Origin of the sequence: Sandarakinorhabdus sp., assembly GCF_031422795.1 — a bacterium.
Lineage (GTDB): Bacteria > Pseudomonadota > Alphaproteobacteria > Sphingomonadales > Sphingomonadaceae > Sandarakinorhabdus.
Window position 1 is genome coordinate 1 of sequence record NZ_JANPML010000057.1, and the last position, 17,282, is coordinate 17,282.

The following is a 17,282-nucleotide window of genomic DNA, read 5'->3' on the forward strand; positions in this document are numbered from 1 at the left end:
GCCACCACGCTGCTTGCGGCGCAGCCGGCAGTTGCCGCCACGCAAGCTGCTGGCAGCCTTGATGGCGTCACCATCATCGATCGGCTGGACGTGAATGACATTGCCGCTGGCAGTGTGCAGCGTCTGTGGTTTCGCGCTGGATCAAGCCCGGTTGGCCAGCCCTGGCTGGTGCCAGTGGTGGTGGTGAAAGGCGCCCAGCCCGGCCCGCGCCTGATGCTGACGGCCGGTATTCACGGCGACGAACTGAATGGTATCGCCGTGCTGCACCGGCTGGCCGCGACCATTGATCCGGCAAAACTGGCCGGCACGGTGACGCTGGTGCCCGGTCTCAACCCGCCTGGCCTGATGCAATCTGCCCGGCAATGGACGCCGGACTGGTCGCGCAGCGCCCCCAATCTCAACCGCGAGCTGCCTGGCAAGGAAGGCGGCAGCGCCATCGCCGATTTTGCCGGCCGGCTGTGGAGCCGCCTGATCCGCCCCAACGCCGATTCGGCGGTGGACCTGCACACCCAGTCGCGCGGCACCGCTTATATGTTGTATGCCTTTGCCTCCACGCCGCGCACCCGCCGCATGGCCGAACTGGTCGCGCCCGACATCATCAAGATGGACAAGGGCGACAAGGGCACGGTCGAAAACACCCTTACCGATGATGGTGTGCCGGCGATCACGCTGGAACTGGGCCGGCCCGAGATGTTCGACGATCAGATGATCGCGCGCGGCGAGGCTGGCTTGCTCAACCTGATGCGCGAGATGAAGATGCTGCCCGGCAAGCTGACGCCGCCGCCCGCCAACCTGACCGTGGCCAACGATATCGTTGCCGTTCGCGCCAGCAAACCGGGTTGGATGCGCTTGCTGCTGCCGCTGGGCAGTCCGGTGAAGAAGGATCAGCCCATCGCCGAATTGCGTGATGCGTTTGGCGGCGTTGTCGAAACGGTAACGGCCCCGGCAGAAGGCCGCATCAACATGATCACCACCGATCCCCGTGTCGCCGCCGGCGATACAATTGCCCGCATCGTCTGGTGGTCGCCCGATCCGGCCTGTGCCAATGGTTGTTGAGTAAGGCCGCCCAAAACGCTATCGGCAGCCTGCCCACAAGCACGGGGCCGGATTAGCTCAGCGGTAGAGCAGCGGTTTTGTAAACCGAAGGTCGGGGGTTCAATCCCCTCATCCGGCACCATAAATTCAATAACTTCCGCGCGTTGCAGGCGAAGGGCTGGCGCGAAAGGCGCGCGAGGCGCGGGCAGTGGGGGCACGAAAGGGGGCACAATCCGTGCCGGGAGTGTTCCCGATCTGGTGCCGATTCGCCCTGCATCGCCACCCTGCCCTGTGCGCTGGGAGATGTTGCGCAGATGATGCATTATGTTTAATCAGGGCATGGCGGCGGCGAGGTGGTGAATGGGCAAGGCGACACGCGAGCGGCGGGTGGCGGTGGACCGGGTGGAGCCGACGCCCGAGCAGCTGCGCCACGGCAGCTGGGATCATCTGCAGGTGCGCGATCCCTATACCGGCCATCCGATCAATCTTCGCCGCAATTTGAATACCCGAAATTTGGAGCGCTGGTTCAATCGCGCGCTGATAGATGATGCTCAGCTCACGGCCGGCGATCGCTATCGCTGCGATTACGAGCGCGCCGGCTTCAACCCGCGCGTCACCAGCTGCTATGAACCCGTCACGGCCGGCGGCCAGGCCGGCCACTATCGCGCGCCGGGCGGCCAGAACGAAGCGCAGATGGACGCCTGGGACCGTTACCGCGATGCGCGGGGCCAGATCGATCCCGGCCTGGTGTGGGGTTTCGATTCCCTGATCCTGCACGATGCCAGCTTTGGCGACGTGCCGAACGCCCACGACCGGCTGGGCGCTTTCACTCGCGATCGCTGGGCCTTCGTGGTGAAGCTGTGCCTTACCCGGCTGGTCACGCACTACCGGCTGTGAACGTCCTAATCGATAACCGGGCTTGAAAATCTCCGGAGTTTCGATTAGGGAATTCGCCAGTGGTGGAAATCCGCCACGAGAAGCCCTGGCCCCTCCGCCGGGGTTTTTCATTTTCGGCCCCCGAGCAGGGAGGCGCTCATGGCAGCAGCCCCGCCCCCATCTGCAAGCCAGCGCCGCTCCTATGCCCAGCGCGTTGACGAGCTGGCCGACAAGATCAACCGCATCGCACTGATGCACGCCTATCCCCACGCCCTGGCCGAACGCCGTGATGAAGCATCGCGGGAATGCCGGCGGATCGCTGCCGCGCTCAGGGCCGATGGACTGTAACCGGGAGGTGCCCGATGCCGAGGGTGCAACCTGAAGAACTTCGCGCGACGCTGATCGATCTTTACGGCGAGGCCCACGTGCTCCGCCTGGAAGGCAGCGAAGCCGACCCCAATCGGGTGGCCATCGCCACCGTGCCGCCAGCCGCGCCAGCCCATTCTGCGGAGCCGGCCCCCAGCGATACGCCGCCCGATACCCTTACCGTCGAGCCCGATCTGGCCGAGGCCGCGCGCTTTGCTGCCGAGATCGAGCGCGATGCCGCCCTGGGCAGCCATGCCGATTGGCCCGATCTGTGAGCGGGCCGAGCACCAACCGCGCCGCCGCCTATCCCACCTGGCTGCCGATGCCGGCCTGCCGGGTGCACGTGGTGGCCGGGCCGCCGGGGCCGGGCCTGCGGGAATACGCTCTCGCGCACTGCCGCCCGGATGCGGAGATCATCGATCTGGCCGAGATCATCGCCCGCCTGTCGAACGGCCGGCCGGGTGACTGGGCAGCGCTGGCGCTGGACGAACGCAACCGCCGGCTGGCCGATCTGGCCAGGGCCGATCCCGGCCACGAGGTGTGGCTGATCTCGCTGAGCCCGAAGCAGTGGCAGCGGGATTTTCTGGCGGGCAAACTGAACGCCCGGGTGACGGTGGTCGATCCCGGCAAGGAAGCCGCGCTGGCGGAAGCCGAGGCGGCGGGCGTCAACGTCCGCTACGTCCACGCCTGGTATCATGATTTTACCGATCCCAACGGCTGGTGCATCCCACCGGTGCGCGACACACGGGAACGCCACCTGACCGGAGCGCCGCCCGGAAAGCGGCCCGCCGCCAGCGACCGGGGCTATGACAGCCGCCACGGCAAGATGCGCGCCGAGCAGCTGGCGAAGCAGCCCTGGTGCGAACGCTGCGAGGCTGAAGGCCGCGGGCGGGTGCCGGCGACGGATTTCAACCACAAGGTGCCGTTTCGGCAGCCGGACAATTCAATCAACTGGAAGCTGTGGGGCGACCCGGCCAACAGGGAATCGATGTGCAACACCTGCCACCAGGCGCACGGCGCCCGCACCGATCGCGACGCCAGCCCGCTGGGCAGCGGCAGCGACGGTCGCCCGCTGGATCCGGCGCACCCGTGGAATCGCCGCTGATCAGCAGCTGATCCGCCGATACCGTCTAACCGCCTGCCCCCGCGCCACCATCGCGCAGTTCACGTTTACTCGGCCCACCCAGGCCACGGCCAAATGTCGGCCGAACCCACCTTCGCCCATCAGCTGCAGGCGCACCGGCCCGGCACGCAGCAGCGCGGCCAGGGCGGCGGCGGCGCGGCGGCCATCGCCGGGCGTGCAAACGCGGCCACGCCGGCAGCGGTGCAGTTCCGGCGCATCGATGCCGGCCAGCCGCACGTTCCTGGGCAGATTGGCGCAGGCCAGCGTATCGCCATCGATGGCGCGCGGGGCCTCGCAGATGATGGCGGGCGGCAGATCGGCGGGGATCACGGCCACAGCAGGCCACGCCAGCCGCCACCGTGCAAATGAAGCAGTGTTCATTCTGGACCGAAGGGAGGGCGAGATGAGCGATTGTCCCTGCCCTCCAGAGGGCATGCAGGAACCGGACTGGGCCGAGACCGGCCTGACCGCCGCCGAGGTGGGAACCGCCAGCAAATACTGGGCCACCATCGTGGCCGAGCTGCAAGCGCAGCAGACGTTGACCGAGGCCAACCGCCATATGGTGATCCGGCTGGTGCTGGCGATGATCACCTACGAGGAAACGACCGCCCTGGTGCAACGCGAAGGCTCAATCATCGAGGCACCCAAGACCAAGGTAAAGATGCAGCACCCGGCGCTGAGCATCGCCAACAAGCAGCTGGCCATCATCCGCCAGCTTGAAGGCGATCTGGGCCTGACGCCGGGCAAGCGCGCGGCGGCGGCCAAGGGCAAGGTGCCCAGCCGGGGCGGCAAGAAGAAGCCGGGCGGCAGTGACGCCATCGAGTTCTGAAGGTGGCCCAGGCTGATCGCAGCACCGCTATCGCCGAACGGATGGCCGATGGCCGGATTGTCTGCGGGGAATACGCCCGGATGGCGGCCGAGCGCCACCTGCGGGATCTGAGCGACGGGCATCTGCGCGGGCTGCAGTGGCGGCCGGCAGAGGCGCAGCGGATCATCGATTCCTATCCGAGCAATTTCACCATCACCGATGGCCCGAAGGCCGGCGATCCGTTCACGCTGTTGGACTGGATGGCCTTTACCAGCGGCAGCCTGTTCGGCTGGTGGCGGCAGACCCGCGAAGGCGATTGGCGCTGGCGGTTTGATGAAGCGTGGATCGACATGGCCAAGGGCCAGGGCAAGACGCCGTGGCTCGCCAGCACCAGCCTGCTGATGCTGGGCGGTTTTGGCCGGAAGCGGGCCGAGGTGGTGATCACCGGGCCGAAGGACGAACAGAGCCTGATCACGCTGCGCGACGCCGGCACCATCGTACAATCCACGATCCCCGGCGAAGAGGACGGGGTGACGCTGGAAAGCCAGGGCAAGTTTCTGGTGCGCGGCGTGGGCGACAATATCCACACCATAGAACACATCGCCAGCCGATCGGTGATGAAGACCAGCCCCGGCAGCGCCAAGAAGACCAGCGGTTTCAAGCCGGCGGCGGTGGGTGTCGACGAAGTGCACGAGCTGACCGATTACAATCTGATCGAGATGTGGGCGAAGGCGCTGACCAAGAACGCGGTGGGCGGGCTCCTGTTGCAGCTGACCAACTGCCCGGCGTTCGACCAGGCGGTGGGCACGATGCTGGCCGAACGGGCGCACCGGATGCTGCGCGGGGAAGAACAGCTGGATACGCTGTTCGCCTATGTCGCCCGGGTCGACGTGGCCGACCGCGAGACGGTGTTCGATAATGAGGCCTGCTGGATCAAGGCGATGCCGGCGCTGGGCGTCACCTATCCGATCGACAACATCCGGCAGGAAGTGGAGAAGGCACGGGTTTCCCCGGCCAAGGCCGCCAGCCTGAAGCGGCTGTATTTCGGGATCCCCGGCGGCGGGGCGGATTTCTGGCTGGATGATCCCCGGCTGTGGGATCGGGCGCTGGCGCCGGTCGATGAAGGCCAGATGGTCAACTATCGCTGCTGGCTGAGCCTCGATCTGGCCGATCGGCACGATCTGGTGGCGCTGACAGCGACGTGGGCTGTGCCGGCGCCGATGGATGAAGATCCCGAAGCGGTGCGGCTGGTGCAGAAGACCTGGTATTGGACGCGCGGCGACGGGGTGGCGGAACGGGCGAAGATCGACGGCATGGCCTATGAAGCCTGGGCCGCTGATGGGTTCATCACGATCGTGCCGGGCCCGATGATCAGCAAGGATTTTGTGGCGCTGCAGGTGCAGCACCTGGCCGAAACGCAGCTGGTGGAATTCCTGACGTTCGATCCGGCCAAGATCAACGAATTCATCGAAGCCGCCGGCCGCGTGGATCTGCAGGTGTGGCGGTACCAGGGCAAGGACAAGCCGGCAGGCAAGGGCCTGATGATGGTGACGCACAGCCAGGGCACGCAGGTGCGGTTCATCGATCACCAGCTTTCAATGCCGGGCAGCGTGACCGCGTTCGAAGACCGGCTGCGCGACGGCACGATCACCATCGACGCCAACCCGATCAACACCGCCTGCGCCGCCAACGCCAAGATGATCAGCGACGGACAGAGCAACCGGGCGTTCGACAAGAAGACCAGCCGCGGCCGCATCGACGGAATCATCACGAAGGCGATGGGCGTCGGGGCGGCTGGGTTTCAGGTGGCGCGGAAGAAATCGGTCTACAGCGAGCGAGGGATCATCCGTCTATGAAGATCCTGGGCTTCGAGATCCGCCGCGCGCCAGCTGGTGAACGGCGCGGCTTTCTCGACGCGGCGCAGTCGTTCCGCCGTGCCAGCAATTTCACGGCTATGCCTGGCCTTTCGCTGGCCAACCCGATGCAGGCGATGGGCCTGCCGGCGGTGTTTCTGTGCGTCGACAAGATCGACAAGACCATCGCCACTCTGCCGAAGATCATCGTTGACGAAACCGATCCGGAGCGGCCGAAGCAGCTGCTGACCCTGCCGATGGGCAGGATGCTGAAGAACAAGCCCAACGGCTGGCAGAACGGCCACAATTTCTGGAAGCTCACCAGCAACCGCAAGCTGCTGTGGGGCAACTTCTATGCCGAGATCCAGCGCGACGTGCGGACGGGCGCGGCGGTGGGCCTGTGGCCACTGCTGAGCCAGGACTGTATCCCCGACACGAAGGCCGGCCAGAAGATCTACCGGGTGGGCGGGCGCGAGCTGGCCGACGACGACATTTTCCATTTGATGGGCCCCAGCTGGAACGGGCTGCAGGGCCTGTCGCTGATCTCGCTGCACCGCAAGACGGTAAGTGCCAGCGATGCGATGCAGGAATTCACGACCAACTTCTATGAGCAGGGCGTCCGGCTATCCGGTTTTGTGAAGCACCCGAACGCGCTCGAGCCCCCAGCGGCCGACCGGCTGAGGGCGGACATCAAGGAGATGTGGCAGGGCGGCAGCAACGCCGGCAGCGTGGGCGTGCTCGAGGAGGGGATGAGCTTCGAGCCGTGGACGATGCCGCTGGGCGATGCCGAGTTCATCGCGACCAAGCGGTTCGGCATCGCCGACGTTGCCCGGATCTTTGATATGCCGCTGCACAAGCTCGGCGAGATCGACGGGATGAAATACAACAATGTCGAGCAGGGCAATATCAGCTTTGTGATCGACTGCATCGAGCCGCACCTGGATCAGATCTGCACCGAGGCCACCAACAAGCTGTTTGCCGACGTCGATCGCGGCCGGCTGGCACTGCGGATCCCGACTGACGAGCTGCTGCAGGGCGACCTGCTGAGCCGGATGCAGGCACTGTCCCACGCTCGCCAGTGGAGCGTGATGACCATCAACGAGGCGCGTCGGAAGGTTGGCCTGCCGGCCATCGGGCCAGAGGGCGATCAGTTGTTCGTGCCAGGCAACGCCAACGCCGCCGCGCCCAAAACCAAGGAAGCCAGGGCCGTGCCTGGTGCAGCCGACAACACCGAGGAGTAATCCATGCGCACCGTGTCTGCCATTACTGCTGGCATCGAGCTTCGTTTCGCCGGCAGGCCGCTGGCTGAGGCCATGGCGGCAGCTGAAACCGAGATTGACATATCGGCGGCCGATACCGTTGCGGGCTATGCAGCGCGGTTCAACGTGCGCAGTCAGGATCTCGGCGGTTTTTATGAGTTGATCGCGGCAGGCGCTTTTGACGGCGTGCTGGAGCAGGACGTGGTGGCGCTGTTCAACCACGATGCAAACCAGCCGCTGGCGCGCAGCTCCGCCGGCACGCTGCGGCTTTCGGTGGACGATATCGGCCTGCGCTATGAATTCGATCTGGCCAAGGATGATCTGTCGGAACAGGTTGCCCGCTTCATCGCTGACAAGCGGGTGGCCGGCAGCAGCTTCGGATTCTTCGTGGCCCCTGATGGCGACAAGTGGGTGCGCATGGAAGACGGCCAAGTGTGCCGCACTATCACCCGCTTTTCGCGCTTGCTCGATGTCTCGCCGTGCACCTTTCCGGCCTATCTGGCGACGGATGTGCAGCTGCGCGCGGCCGGGGATGCCAGCGCATCCGGTTTGGCTGCGTTCCTTGCTGCCGAGCAGCGCACCGCCGCCACTGTCGCCACCTCCAGCCGCGCTCGCGAGCTCGAGCTGATGGAAATTTCGCTGGGCCGCTGAGCCTTGCAGATCCCGCCCGGCCTGGGCTGCCGGGATCAACGGAGCCGCCCGCAACCCAAGAGGAGAAAGCGATGAAGACTGTCGCAGAACTGCGCGCGGCTGCGAAGGCCGCGCTTGCCGAGGCGCGCGCCATCAATCAGGCAGCCGCCAACGAAAACCGTGATCTCAATGACACGGAAAAGGCCAGCTACACCGCCAAGATTGCCGAAGCTCGCGGCTTCGACGATCAGGCCAGCCGCGCCGAAGAACTGGCCGGGCTGGAACAGCGCAATGCCGGCGGCGGTGCTGCACCGCTGAAGGTGGCTGGTCAGGAAAAGCTGGGTCAGGAACTCGGCCTTTCGCTGAAGGACGTGCGTTCCTACAGCGTGGTCCGGCTGATGCACGCCCTGGCCAACCCGCAGGACAAGCAGGCCCAGCGCGCCGCTGCATTCGAACTCGAATGCTCGGCCGAAGCCCGCAAGATCAACGGCCGCGATGGTGGTGAGATTCGCGGCGAAACCATCCCGGCCGAAGTGTTGCGTTCAAATGTGTTTGGCGAAAACCGTTCCAGCCAGATCGCGATGGCCGCCGCTGGTGAAAAGCGCGACCTGACCGTGGGCACGGCTGTGGATGGTGGCAACACCGTCCAGACCAGCGTGCTGGGCATGTCGTTCATCGAAATCCTGCGCAACCGCATGTCGGTGCTGGAAGCCGGCGCCACGATGCTCACCGGCCTGGTGGGCGCCGTGGCGATCCCGCGTCAGACCGGCGCCGCCACCACCTTCTGGGTGGCGGAAAACGGTGCGCCGACCGAAAGCCAGCAGGCTTTCGACCAGGTGGCGCTGACGCCCAAGACCATCGGTTCGTTTGTCGATGTGTCGCGGCGCCTGCTGCTGCAGAGCTCGATCGATGTCGAAGCGTTCGTCCGGATGGACATCGCCAAGCAGATTGCGCTGGGCATCGATCTGGGCGCGCTCAACGGTTCTGGCGCTTCCAACCAGCCGCGCGGCGTTCTGCAGACTGCGGGCATCGGTTCGGTGGCGATCGGGACCAACGGCGGCCCGCTGACGTGGGATGCCGTGGTGGATCTGGAAACGACGGTGGGCAACGCCAACGCCGACGTGCCGACCAGCGCCTACATCACCAACGCGGCGCTGCGCGGCCGCATGAAGAAGACGGCCGAGCTGGGCAACACCACCGCTGTGCCGATCTGGCGCAACAACGAGGTGAACGGCTATCGCGCCATCGCCTCGAACCAGGTGCCGCGCAACCTCACCAAGGGCTCGGGCACCAACCTTTCCGCTCTGCTGTTCGGCAACTTTGCCGACCTGCTGATCGGGATGTGGGGCGGTCTCGACATCTTGATCGATCCGTACACCGGCGGCACCGCCGGCACCCTGCGCACCATTGCGCTGCAGGATGTCGATGTGGCCGTGCGTCGGGTGGCCAGCTTCGCCGCCTGCGTCGACGCCAACTGAGTCTGAACGGCGGGGACGGCGTTTGCGCGCCGCCCCCGCCCGGCTGAACTCCAGCGGGAGGATTTTCCATGAAGATCATTCAGTATTTGCGTGGCACGCTGGTGAACGGCAGCCACGTTGACGAAGGCGAAATCCATACGGTGGGCGAAGACCTCGATCTCGAGACTGCCACCTTCCTCGTGCGCCAGGGCTGCGCCGACGACATCACCGAGCAGCTGCCGGAGGGCACGGAGACGGTGGTGATCGCCAGCCTGACGGTGCCGCAGCTGAAGGAGATGGCGGCGGCTGAGGGGATCGAGCTGGGCGAGGCGGCCAAGAAGGCCGAGATCGTCGAGCTGATCGAGAAGCATCTCGCGGCCAAGGCCAACGCCGCCTGAGGGCTGCGCGCATCGAGTTGAAGGGCCGGCCGGGGGATCCTCGCGCCGGCCTTTTGCTGAAACGGATTAAAAGAGGAGGGGCGGATGCCCGATAACGTCACCGCGCCGGCTGCCGGCGTTGCGTTTGCCACCGATGAGGTGGGCGGCGTCCATTTTCCTTATGCCAAGCTGGCGTTCGGTGCTGACAACGCCGCCATCGTGGTGGCGGACGCCAACGGTGCGCGCCTGCCAGTGCTGATCACTGTGCCGGCTGGGCAGGTGATCGGCCTCGATGCGGCCACGCTGGCGGCGCTGGAATCGGTGAACGCCACTGTCGCTGGCACTGTGGCGCTGGATGGGCCGACGCTCGCAGCGCTGGAAAGCATCAATGCCGCGATCAGCGGCACGGTCGAGCTGGGCGCAGCCACACTGGCGGCGCTGGAAACGATAAACGCGGTGGTTGACCGGCTGGGCCAGACCACGCGAAATTATGACGACGCCGCCGGTCAGCGGCTGACCACGGCCGGCGCAGGGCCAGTGCGATCCACCGCTGTTGCTGCCACCGAGGTGCTGTTGCACGCAAGCGTTCGCGGTTTCGTGCGGGTAGGCACCAGCACGGTGGATGCCAGTGTTGGGCCGGGATCAATCCCGCTGGAAGCTGGCGAGAAGTGGCATCGGCAGATTACCAGCGGTCAGTTCATCAGCTTCATCCGCGATGGTGCTACCGACGGCAGCCTTTCGATCGTGCCGGTGGCCTGATGAGCTTCGTCGGCGGCTTTGGCGTTGGCGGGATTGGCCTGCGTGCGCGTCTGCGCCCGTCCGCTGCTGCGCCGCTGTTAGTGCAAGGCCCCTGGACCGATCTTTTTACCACCGCCAGCACTGGCCTGACCGGCCGCCTGATGGAAGGCGGCGGCGCGCCCTACACCGTTTCCCGCTATGTCGCTGGCGCAGATCCGTTCACCGTGGGCAGCGGCAATCTTTCCGGCGGCGCGAATACCAATCCGCAGCAGGGCTTTGGCTTTGTCACCCGCGATGCTGATGAAATATGGGTGCGGCGCACGCCGATGACGCTGGGCGCTGGCGGCGGCGCGGCTAACACCTATGTTCTGGCCTCGCACATCACGGTCAACCTGGGCGCCGCCACGGCCAGCTGGATTCATTTCGGAGCTGACAACAACACTGGCCTCATCACCGCCATAAGCGTGCGGGCGTGGAACCAGGCCAACGGCAGCACTTCCTTTGGCTCCACCGGCAACGTCATGGTTTCCCCCGGCGACAGCTATACCGAACGCTATGTTGGCCAGAATGGCGGTTCGCCCACCGTTACCTGCTTCCTGAACGGCCAGCGCATCATCAACACTTCTGCCATCACGGGTCACACGCTCACCGATCAGCACGGCCTACGCGGGCCGGCGGTTGCGGTGATCGATGAATTTACCGTCTGCGATCCCAATTCTGATCGGTTCATCGAACTGATAGCGCCCGGCAAGAACCTGCACTCCGATGCCGCCGGCAACTGCGATGGGGTGCTCACCTTCCGGGTGCGCGGCGGTATGCCGGCTGCATCCGATCTGCGCTACAGCATCATCAACGAAGCGACCAAGCTGCCAATTGCCGGGCACGATAATCAGCCGGTGATTGGCCTGCAAACCGGCGTCACCCTGGGCGTCCTGCAGCTGGGCGACGATACCGCCGAACAGATCGGCCGCTTCACCACGGCCACGCTCACCAAGGCCCAAACCGATGCCGCCAGCATGGCGCTCACGGATGGCTTTTTCTTCGTCATCGATTGCCTCGACGTGACGCCGGGCAGCATCTGCCGCAGCCGTTCGCCTGTGGTGCGGCGCAGCGTTTGCGTGGTGCCCAGTGGGCAGTCGCTGGCGATGCAGGGCAATTCCGCCGCCGGCACCCTCGATGCCGGAGCGCCGGCCACCACGCCGGTTGACGATTGGCTGTATGATTGCAGCGATCAGGTATCTACCGGCGATCTGTCCACCAATGGCCTGCCCCGCGTTCGCCGGCTGCGCACCACGTCTGCCACCAATGCCAGCCCAAACAAGCAGATGGCGGGCAAGCTGCAGGCGCTCACCGGCATGCGGGTGGGCATCGGCATGTCGGGATGGGGCGGCACGTTCCAATCCCAGCGCAACGCCAGCACATCGTTCCGCGCCGCGCTGCTGGTAGGCCTGGCCAACATGTATTGCCGGCCAGGCTATATCATGGACGTTGGCGGCCAGTTCGAAGGCAACACTTACCTAACACTTTATGCCAGCTTCGCCGCGATGCTGGCGGATTACCCGGCGCAAGTGGCGATCGAACACGCCGCTATCGAAGAAATCTGCGGCCCGGTTCCGCGCTACCTGTGCCCACTGGCGATGGTCACGGGCATGCCGGACACCGAAGCGCAGCAGATCAAGCGGCTGATGGCCGTGACGATGCCGGCCAATTATCCGCGCTTTTTCACCGGCCCGTATCTGGAAACCTGCTACCGCGCCCGCACCGCCAACAATTCGACCGATGTTTATCACCTCACCCCGACGAACAACGGCGCACCGCTGAACCATCCGAACAGTGGGTATGGCATCCAGCGCAGCCGCTGGGCACGCTTCCTGGCCAACAAGTGGGACCCGGTTGCCAATCCCAGCGATTTGAACGGTCCGCGCCTCACAAGCGCCGTGCGGGCTGGCAACACCATCACCTGCACCTTTGATCCGAACGGTGGCACGCTGGAATTTGGCGCGGGCAGCATCGGCGATTGGCGCGGCGGGCTGGATTTTCTCACTGTGCCCGACAGCCTGGATTTCAACCCGGCCAATGCACGGTTCCCCACCAACGCGGTGGTTACCGGCAACACGGTGGCCTTCAACTTCGCCAGCCTCACCGGCCCGATCTACATCTGCGCCGGTCGCGGCTCACGGCCCTTCGCCCGCACAGCGGCCGGCTATGATCTGCACAACGGCAGCGGCGGCACTGGCACCGATGCGGTGATCTTGGATATGCCGAACCGTTCCAGCATGGTGCGCAGCCGCTACACCGGGGCGCAGTTCAACGATTTCGGCACCACCGAAGTCTGGGTGGAAGTGCAGCCCTATTGGGGGCCAAGCCCAACGATCAACAATCAAGACTTCATCACAGTGGCTTGAGGGGCGGCGGATGATCACCACCCACTTCATGGCGTTCTTTGCCAGCACTGGCGCTGCCGTGGCGCCGCCGATGGTGGCGGGGGATGGCCCGATCTTTGTGCTGAAGTCGCCGGGATCCAAGCTGGATTGGCCGATCAGCTGGCCGCTGGAAGATGGCGAGAGCATCGCGGCTTCGGTGTGGGCCGTGCTGCCAACGCACGCCGGCGGGCTGGCCGTGATGGACGGCAGCCCGATCACGGTCGGGCTGGTCACCAGCTGCCTGGTCGAAGGCGGGGTGAACCGCCGCGTGTACGAACTGGTAAACACCATCACCACCAGCGCCGGCCGGGTGCACGAAGCCACCATTACTTTCCGGATCGGCCGCGTGCCGACCGGCGCCTGAGGAGACCAGCATGGCCAAATTTGTTGATTCGGCGGTGCAGGAGGCGGGGCTGGATCTGATCGCAGCCACCGTGACCGAGCTTTATATCTGCAACGGCCAGCCAACGAGCCGCGCCGACGCCATCACCCGCGCGCGCCACGCGGCCGCGATCGCAATGACCGCCGGCGATTTCGTAAAGTCCACGGTGGCCGGCGCTCGCCGGCTGACGGTGGCGGCGAAGAACACCACCGCCAACGCCAGCGGCAACGTGGATCACGTCGCGCTGTGCACCGGTTCAACCCTGCGTTATGTCACCCCCGCCGCGGCGAAGACGGCCAACAACGGTGACGCCCTGGGCAGCAGCGGCTTCACCATCGACGCGGCTGATCTGGTATGACGATCAGCACCAGCGATCAGCTGATCAACGCGCTGGCCAACGGGCCAAGCCGGATCGTGATCGACAAGGCTTCCATCGCCAACCAGGCGGCGGGCGGGTTCACATCTCTGTGGCGCGCGACCGGCCAGCCGGCGCAGGGCGCAATCCCCGGCACCGTACCGGGCGTGCCCACCCATCTCACCGCCGGGGCGGTGGCCTTCAACCAGCAGACCGCACCGGCCACCAGTTACATCGGCTGGCTGTTTGCCACGTCCAGCAACTCGGCAATGACGCTGGAGATCCACGACCGGTTGGCACACGTGGGCGGCCTGGTGCTGAACGTCATCACACCGCAGGCCATCACCGGCCTCGATCTGGGCGGCGGCGGCCTGAACCTGGAAGCCGCCCGGCGCGGCGATGCGAATTTCAGCGACATCCAGTGGTGGCTGGAAGTGTACGCCGATGGCGGGGCGACGGCATCGAACGCGACCATCAACGTCACCTATAACGATAGTTCCACGGGAAACCTGAACGTGATCGCGGTGGGCGGCACGATCCGCGCCGGCCGGATGTTCCCGCTAACGCCGCTGATTCCGGCAGGCGATCAGGGCAAATTCATCCGGGCGATCAATTCGGTCACCCTTTCGGCCAGCACCACGGTGGCCGGCAATTTCGGATTTACGGCGACGCGGCCCCGCACGGCGGTGCCGCTGGCGCTGGCGAACTTTACCCAGGTTTCGGATTTCGCGGCGCTGAACCTGCCTGAGGTACCGAACAACAGCTGCCTGATGCTGCTGCTGCTGACATCGGCGGCCGCCACCGGCACACTGCGCGGCGGCGGCAAGATCATGCACGGCTGATGCGAATTTTCACCCGGCCGGATTACACGGCCGATCTGCTGTTTGATCCCGGCGCGGCCGGGCAGCTGCTGCGGGCCGATCTGTGGGGGCTGCCACCGGGTGAACCGGTAACGCTGTCCCCCGATAGCGGCACGCTGGCGCTGGCGGGCGGAGTGGCCACGGTGCTGGCGGCGGCGGCGGTGGCGGCGCAGCCGGGCACGCTGGCGCTGGCTGGCGGCGCGGTGGTGTTGACGGCGGCGGCGGTGTTGGCCCCGGCTGTGGGCACGCTGGCGCTGGCGGGCGGCGCGGTGGTGTTGACGGCGGCGGCGGTGCTGGCCCCGGCGGCTGGCATGCTGGCGCTGGCGGGCGCGCAGGCGGCACTGGTGGCGGCGGCAGCGCTGGCCCCCCTGCCAGGCACGCTGGCGCTGGCAGGCGGCACGGTGGCCCTGCAGGCGGCGGCGGTGCTGGCACCTGCTGCCGGGCGGCTGGTGATCACCGGCAGCGATGTGACGATTTTGACCCAGGGCGGCGTGCAGGTGCAGCCATCGGCACTGCGGGCGCGGGCGGTGTTTGCGCCGGCGCGCGGCGGGCTGGGCGCGGGCGGCGAACGCGGGCGGGCGGGCGATGCAGCCGAACGCGGCGGCATCGGCGGGGCCGCACCACGCGGGCGGACGATGACAGACAGGGGGCGCAGCTGATGCAGCGGGTTTCATTCACGGCCACCGCCCAGCCGGCTGAAGAGCCGGTGACGCTGGGCGAGCTGCGCGCGCAGGCCAACATCGATGACAGCGCCAGCGATGCCCTGCTGATGGGATATCTGGTAGCGGCGCGGCAGCACGCGGAGTCCTATCTGGGCCGGCCGATCCTGCCCACGCCGATGCGCGCGCAGATCGAGGACTGGGCCGGCACGCGCGACCAGGGCGGGCCGATCTGGCTGGATGCGCCGGTGATCAGCGTGGATTCCGTGACGTATACCGGGGCCGATGGCCTGCCAGCCGCGTGGACCGATTATCTGATCCGCCCGGCACCGGGCGGGCTGAAGGCACTGCGACCGGCGACGGGTGCGGATTGGCCGACGCTGGGCGATGATCCGGTGATCACCATCGATATCACCGCCGGCTGGGCCATCGATCTGCTGCCGGCATCGGTTACGGTGGCGATCTGCCAGACCGCCGCGCACTGGTTCAACGTGCGCGAGGTGGTGAACATCGGGAATATTTCGAGCGAGATCCCGGAAACGGGCAAGGCGCTGCTGCGCCCGCTGCGCTGGCGGCTGATCGGATAGGGAGGCGACCATGGCTGCAGCTGCCCGGCGCGTGCGCCCTGTGCCGCAAGGTGAAATTGAAGTGAGCGCCGAACTGGTGCGCATCGCCGAAGTGCTGGAGCGAATGGAAGAGAAGATCGACACGATCGAAATCAACCAGGGCGTGCAGGGCAAGCAGATCGAGCGGTGGCGCACGGTCGGTTCGCTGGTGGGGCCGGCCCTGTTTGGGCTGGGCGCGTGGGTGATGACCTGGGCGGATGACGCCGTGCTGTGGTTTATGACGGCCGTGAAGTCGTGAGCCTGGCGGCGGGACGCCTGCGCAACCGCGTGGTGATCGAGGCACCGGCCCACACGCCAGACGGCGCGGCCGGGCGGCGGACGGCGTGGCGGCGGGTGGCATCGGTGGCGGCCGAGGTGCTGCCGCTGGCCGGCAACGACGCGCTGGAGGATCTGGTGGTGCGGACGGCGCAGGCCTATCGCGTCACGATCCGCTGGCGTGCCGGCATCGATACGCGGCACCGGCTGGTGTGGAACGGCCTGGCGCTGAAGATCAACAGCGCGGTGGATCCGGATCAGCGGCGAGAGCGCCTGCAGATGGCGTGTGAAGCCGGGCAGCCAACGTAATGGCGAAGGCCCGCTGGAAAGGCCGGGCGCGGGTACGGCGGATTTTTCGGGCGTTGCCGGAAGAGGCGCGGGCCGAACTGGCCGACGTATTTGACAGCCGCGCGCCGGGAATTCTGGGTTACGCCAGGGCCAACACGCCGCGGCGCGGCGGGGAAGGCCGAGCGCTGCTTTCGACGAAGGTGAGCCGGAAGACGCTGCGGTTTCAGCTTGGCCTGCTTTCGGCCAGGGCGCGGCGGCAGGGATTTTATCTGAACATCCTCGATCGCGGCCGGCGGGCACAGACGGTGCGGGCGACGCGGCGGGCGCCTTCGGGTGCCATCAGCCGATATACGATCCGGGTGCGGGCGATCAACGAAGCGCGGTTCGACATCGTGTTCGGCCGGGTGCGGGCGTTTGCCCTGAACAGCATCGGGGTGGCGCTGCGGGATCTGTGGCCGCGGGTGCTGGCGCGTTTTTCAGGGGGCGGCTTTGATGACTGATCCGGTTCCGGCGGTGCGGCGGGCCATTCTGGCGCTGCTGAATTCGGGCGGCGGGCCGCAGCTGTTGGGCGCGGCCGTGCCGGTGTGGGACGGCGTGCCGCCCGACGAGGTGCCGCCGCCGGTGGTGATCCTGGACGAGATCGAGCTGGGCGAGTGCCAGACGAAAGATGGCGGCCCGCGCGAAGTGCTGATCGACGTGGCGGCCGTGGTGGACGGGCGCAGCCGCGCCGATGCCGAGGTGCTGTCGGCCGCGATTTATCAGCGGCTGGAATTTGCCCGGCCGGTGATCGACGGTGCCGCCAGCAGCCAGCTGCGTTGCACGTTCAACCGCACCGAATCCTCAGGCGAGCAGGGCCTGACGCACGTAACCCGCCAATCGTGGCGCCTGCTGATCTTGTAAGAGGGAGACCCG

23 protein-coding genes and 1 tRNA gene are annotated in these 17,282 nt (G+C 66.4%); 23 read left to right on the top strand and 1 reads right to left on the bottom strand.

All coding sequences use genetic code 11. The annotated features are described in order from the left end of the window. From RMO81_RS02140 to RMO81_RS02165, 6 genes are all read left to right on the top strand, one after another. A partial coding sequence (locus RMO81_RS02140) for a succinylglutamate desuccinylase/aspartoacylase family protein (protein ID WP_310474079.1) occupies window positions 1-1,056 on the top strand: 1,056 nt, incomplete at its 5' end. 46 nt (window positions 1,057-1,102) lie between these two features. Beyond that, window positions 1,103-1,177, top strand: a tRNA-Thr gene (locus RMO81_RS02145). A 218-nt stretch (window positions 1,178-1,395) separates the two neighbouring features. Beyond that, window positions 1,396-1,932 carry a DUF6456 domain-containing protein gene (locus tag RMO81_RS02150; protein ID WP_310474080.1) on the top strand — a complete coding sequence of 179 codons (537 nt, stop codon included), beginning with the start codon at window positions 1,396-1,398 and terminating at the stop codon, window positions 1,930-1,932. 138 nt (window positions 1,933-2,070) lie between these two features. Next, window positions 2,071-2,259, top strand: coding sequence for a hypothetical protein (locus RMO81_RS02155; protein WP_310474081.1), 189 nt, complete (start codon window positions 2,071-2,073; stop codon window positions 2,257-2,259). A 14-nt stretch (window positions 2,260-2,273) separates the two neighbouring features. Beyond that, entirely contained in the window at window positions 2,274-2,552 is a 279-nt protein-coding gene (locus tag RMO81_RS02160) for a hypothetical protein (RefSeq protein ID WP_310474082.1), read from the top strand. Continuing rightward, window positions 2,549-3,382 (top strand): hypothetical protein, encoded by an 834-nt coding sequence (locus tag RMO81_RS02165; protein WP_310474083.1) that lies wholly within the window; start codon window positions 2,549-2,551, stop codon window positions 3,380-3,382. Before RMO81_RS02160 ends, RMO81_RS02165 begins: the two co-directional genes overlap by 4 nt. Here RMO81_RS02165 and RMO81_RS02170 read toward each other — a convergent pair whose 3' ends face one another. Further along, window positions 3,383-3,736: a thermonuclease family protein gene (locus RMO81_RS02170; RefSeq protein ID WP_310474084.1), complete on the bottom strand. Its 354-nt coding sequence runs from the start codon at window positions 3,734-3,736 to the stop codon at window positions 3,383-3,385. A 97-nt stretch (window positions 3,737-3,833) separates the two neighbouring features. Here RMO81_RS02170 and RMO81_RS02175 point away from each other — a divergent pair, with 97 nt between their 5' ends. From RMO81_RS02175 to RMO81_RS02255, 17 genes are all read left to right on the top strand, one after another. After that, window positions 3,834-4,229, top strand: a complete 396-nt coding sequence (locus tag RMO81_RS02175; protein WP_310474085.1) for a phage terminase small subunit P27 family — start codon at window positions 3,834-3,836, stop codon at window positions 4,227-4,229. A gap of 2 nt (window positions 4,230-4,231) precedes the next feature. Beyond that, window positions 4,232-6,064 carry a terminase TerL endonuclease subunit gene (locus RMO81_RS02180; RefSeq protein ID WP_310474086.1) on the top strand — a complete coding sequence of 611 codons (1,833 nt, stop codon included), beginning with the start codon at window positions 4,232-4,234 and terminating at the stop codon, window positions 6,062-6,064. Continuing rightward, window positions 6,061-7,302, top strand: a complete 1,242-nt coding sequence (locus tag RMO81_RS02185; RefSeq protein ID WP_310474087.1) for a phage portal protein — start codon at window positions 6,061-6,063, stop codon at window positions 7,300-7,302. Before RMO81_RS02180 ends, RMO81_RS02185 begins: the two co-directional genes overlap by 4 nt. A 3-nt stretch (window positions 7,303-7,305) precedes the next feature. Then, complete coding sequence (locus RMO81_RS02190; RefSeq protein ID WP_310474088.1) at window positions 7,306-7,971, top strand: HK97 family phage prohead protease; 666 nt, start codon at window positions 7,306-7,308, stop codon at window positions 7,969-7,971. 71 nt (window positions 7,972-8,042) lie between these two features. Then, on the top strand, window positions 8,043-9,428 hold the full coding sequence (locus RMO81_RS02195) for a phage major capsid protein (RefSeq protein ID WP_310474089.1): 1,386 nt from the start codon (window positions 8,043-8,045) through the stop codon (window positions 9,426-9,428). 68 nt (window positions 9,429-9,496) lie between these two features. Continuing rightward, the gene (locus RMO81_RS02200) at window positions 9,497-9,805 is read left to right on the top strand and encodes a hypothetical protein (protein ID WP_310474090.1); all 309 of its coding nucleotides are present in this window, start codon (window positions 9,497-9,499) and stop codon (window positions 9,803-9,805) included. An 84-nt stretch (window positions 9,806-9,889) separates the two neighbouring features. Then, window positions 9,890-10,543 (top strand): hypothetical protein, encoded by a 654-nt coding sequence (locus tag RMO81_RS02205; RefSeq protein ID WP_310474091.1) that lies wholly within the window; start codon window positions 9,890-9,892, stop codon window positions 10,541-10,543. Beyond that, entirely contained in the window at window positions 10,543-12,927 is a 2,385-nt protein-coding gene (locus RMO81_RS02210) for a hypothetical protein (RefSeq protein WP_310474092.1), read from the top strand. Before RMO81_RS02205 ends, RMO81_RS02210 begins: the two co-directional genes overlap by 1 nt. A 10-nt stretch (window positions 12,928-12,937) precedes the next feature. Continuing rightward, window positions 12,938-13,309, top strand: coding sequence for a hypothetical protein (locus RMO81_RS02215; protein WP_310474093.1), 372 nt, complete (start codon window positions 12,938-12,940; stop codon window positions 13,307-13,309). A 10-nt stretch (window positions 13,310-13,319) separates the two neighbouring features. After that, window positions 13,320-13,685 (top strand): hypothetical protein, encoded by a 366-nt coding sequence (locus RMO81_RS02220; RefSeq protein ID WP_310474094.1) that lies wholly within the window; start codon window positions 13,320-13,322, stop codon window positions 13,683-13,685. Beyond that, window positions 13,682-14,524 (top strand): hypothetical protein, encoded by an 843-nt coding sequence (locus tag RMO81_RS02225; protein WP_310474095.1) that lies wholly within the window; start codon window positions 13,682-13,684, stop codon window positions 14,522-14,524. The genes RMO81_RS02220 and RMO81_RS02225 overlap by 4 nt, the downstream gene beginning before the upstream one ends. Continuing rightward, window positions 14,524-15,201, top strand: a complete 678-nt coding sequence (locus RMO81_RS02230) for a hypothetical protein (protein ID WP_310474096.1) — start codon at window positions 14,524-14,526, stop codon at window positions 15,199-15,201. The genes RMO81_RS02225 and RMO81_RS02230 overlap by 1 nt, the downstream gene beginning before the upstream one ends. Then, the gene (locus RMO81_RS02235; RefSeq protein ID WP_310474097.1) at window positions 15,201-15,788 is read left to right on the top strand and encodes a phage head-tail connector protein; all 588 of its coding nucleotides are present in this window, start codon (window positions 15,201-15,203) and stop codon (window positions 15,786-15,788) included. Before RMO81_RS02230 ends, RMO81_RS02235 begins: the two co-directional genes overlap by 1 nt. A gap of 10 nt (window positions 15,789-15,798) precedes the next feature. Further along, window positions 15,799-16,065, top strand: a complete 267-nt coding sequence (locus tag RMO81_RS02240) for a hypothetical protein (protein WP_310474098.1) — start codon at window positions 15,799-15,801, stop codon at window positions 16,063-16,065. After that, complete coding sequence (locus RMO81_RS02245) at window positions 16,062-16,391, top strand: phage head closure protein (RefSeq protein WP_310474099.1); 330 nt, start codon at window positions 16,062-16,064, stop codon at window positions 16,389-16,391. The genes RMO81_RS02240 and RMO81_RS02245 overlap by 4 nt, the downstream gene beginning before the upstream one ends. Continuing rightward, the gene (locus RMO81_RS02250; protein ID WP_310474100.1) at window positions 16,391-16,870 is read left to right on the top strand and encodes a hypothetical protein; all 480 of its coding nucleotides are present in this window, start codon (window positions 16,391-16,393) and stop codon (window positions 16,868-16,870) included. Before RMO81_RS02245 ends, RMO81_RS02250 begins: the two co-directional genes overlap by 1 nt. After that, window positions 16,863-17,270, top strand: coding sequence for a DUF3168 domain-containing protein (locus RMO81_RS02255; protein ID WP_310474101.1), 408 nt, complete (start codon window positions 16,863-16,865; stop codon window positions 17,268-17,270). The genes RMO81_RS02250 and RMO81_RS02255 overlap by 8 nt, the downstream gene beginning before the upstream one ends. Window positions 17,271-17,282 lie beyond the last annotated feature (12 nt).

Coding starts and splice junctions, on each gene's coding strand:
- RMO81_RS02150 (WP_310474080.1), top strand. CDS start 1,396: ATGGGCAAGGCGACACGCGAGCGGCGGGTGGCGGTGGACCGGGTGGAG.
- RMO81_RS02155 (WP_310474081.1), top strand. CDS start 2,071: ATGGCAGCAGCCCCGCCCCCATCTGCAAGCCAGCGCCGCTCCTATGCC.
- RMO81_RS02160 (WP_310474082.1), top strand. CDS start 2,274: ATGCCGAGGGTGCAACCTGAAGAACTTCGCGCGACGCTGATCGATCTT.
- RMO81_RS02175 (WP_310474085.1), top strand. CDS start 3,834: ATGCAGGAACCGGACTGGGCCGAGACCGGCCTGACCGCCGCCGAGGTG.
- RMO81_RS02185 (WP_310474087.1), top strand. CDS start 6,061: ATGAAGATCCTGGGCTTCGAGATCCGCCGCGCGCCAGCTGGTGAACGG.
- RMO81_RS02190 (WP_310474088.1), top strand. CDS start 7,306: ATGCGCACCGTGTCTGCCATTACTGCTGGCATCGAGCTTCGTTTCGCC.
- RMO81_RS02195 (WP_310474089.1), top strand. CDS start 8,043: ATGAAGACTGTCGCAGAACTGCGCGCGGCTGCGAAGGCCGCGCTTGCC.
- RMO81_RS02200 (WP_310474090.1), top strand. CDS start 9,497: ATGAAGATCATTCAGTATTTGCGTGGCACGCTGGTGAACGGCAGCCAC.
- RMO81_RS02205 (WP_310474091.1), top strand. CDS start 9,890: ATGCCCGATAACGTCACCGCGCCGGCTGCCGGCGTTGCGTTTGCCACC.
- RMO81_RS02210 (WP_310474092.1), top strand. CDS start 10,543: ATGAGCTTCGTCGGCGGCTTTGGCGTTGGCGGGATTGGCCTGCGTGCG.
- RMO81_RS02215 (WP_310474093.1), top strand. CDS start 12,938: ATGATCACCACCCACTTCATGGCGTTCTTTGCCAGCACTGGCGCTGCC.
- RMO81_RS02220 (WP_310474094.1), top strand. CDS start 13,320: ATGGCCAAATTTGTTGATTCGGCGGTGCAGGAGGCGGGGCTGGATCTG.
- RMO81_RS02225 (WP_310474095.1), top strand. CDS start 13,682: ATGACGATCAGCACCAGCGATCAGCTGATCAACGCGCTGGCCAACGGG.
- RMO81_RS02230 (WP_310474096.1), top strand. CDS start 14,524: ATGCGAATTTTCACCCGGCCGGATTACACGGCCGATCTGCTGTTTGAT.
- RMO81_RS02235 (WP_310474097.1), top strand. CDS start 15,201: ATGCAGCGGGTTTCATTCACGGCCACCGCCCAGCCGGCTGAAGAGCCG.
- RMO81_RS02240 (WP_310474098.1), top strand. CDS start 15,799: ATGGCTGCAGCTGCCCGGCGCGTGCGCCCTGTGCCGCAAGGTGAAATT.
- RMO81_RS02250 (WP_310474100.1), top strand. CDS start 16,391: ATGGCGAAGGCCCGCTGGAAAGGCCGGGCGCGGGTACGGCGGATTTTT.
- RMO81_RS02255 (WP_310474101.1), top strand. CDS start 16,863: ATGACTGATCCGGTTCCGGCGGTGCGGCGGGCCATTCTGGCGCTGCTG.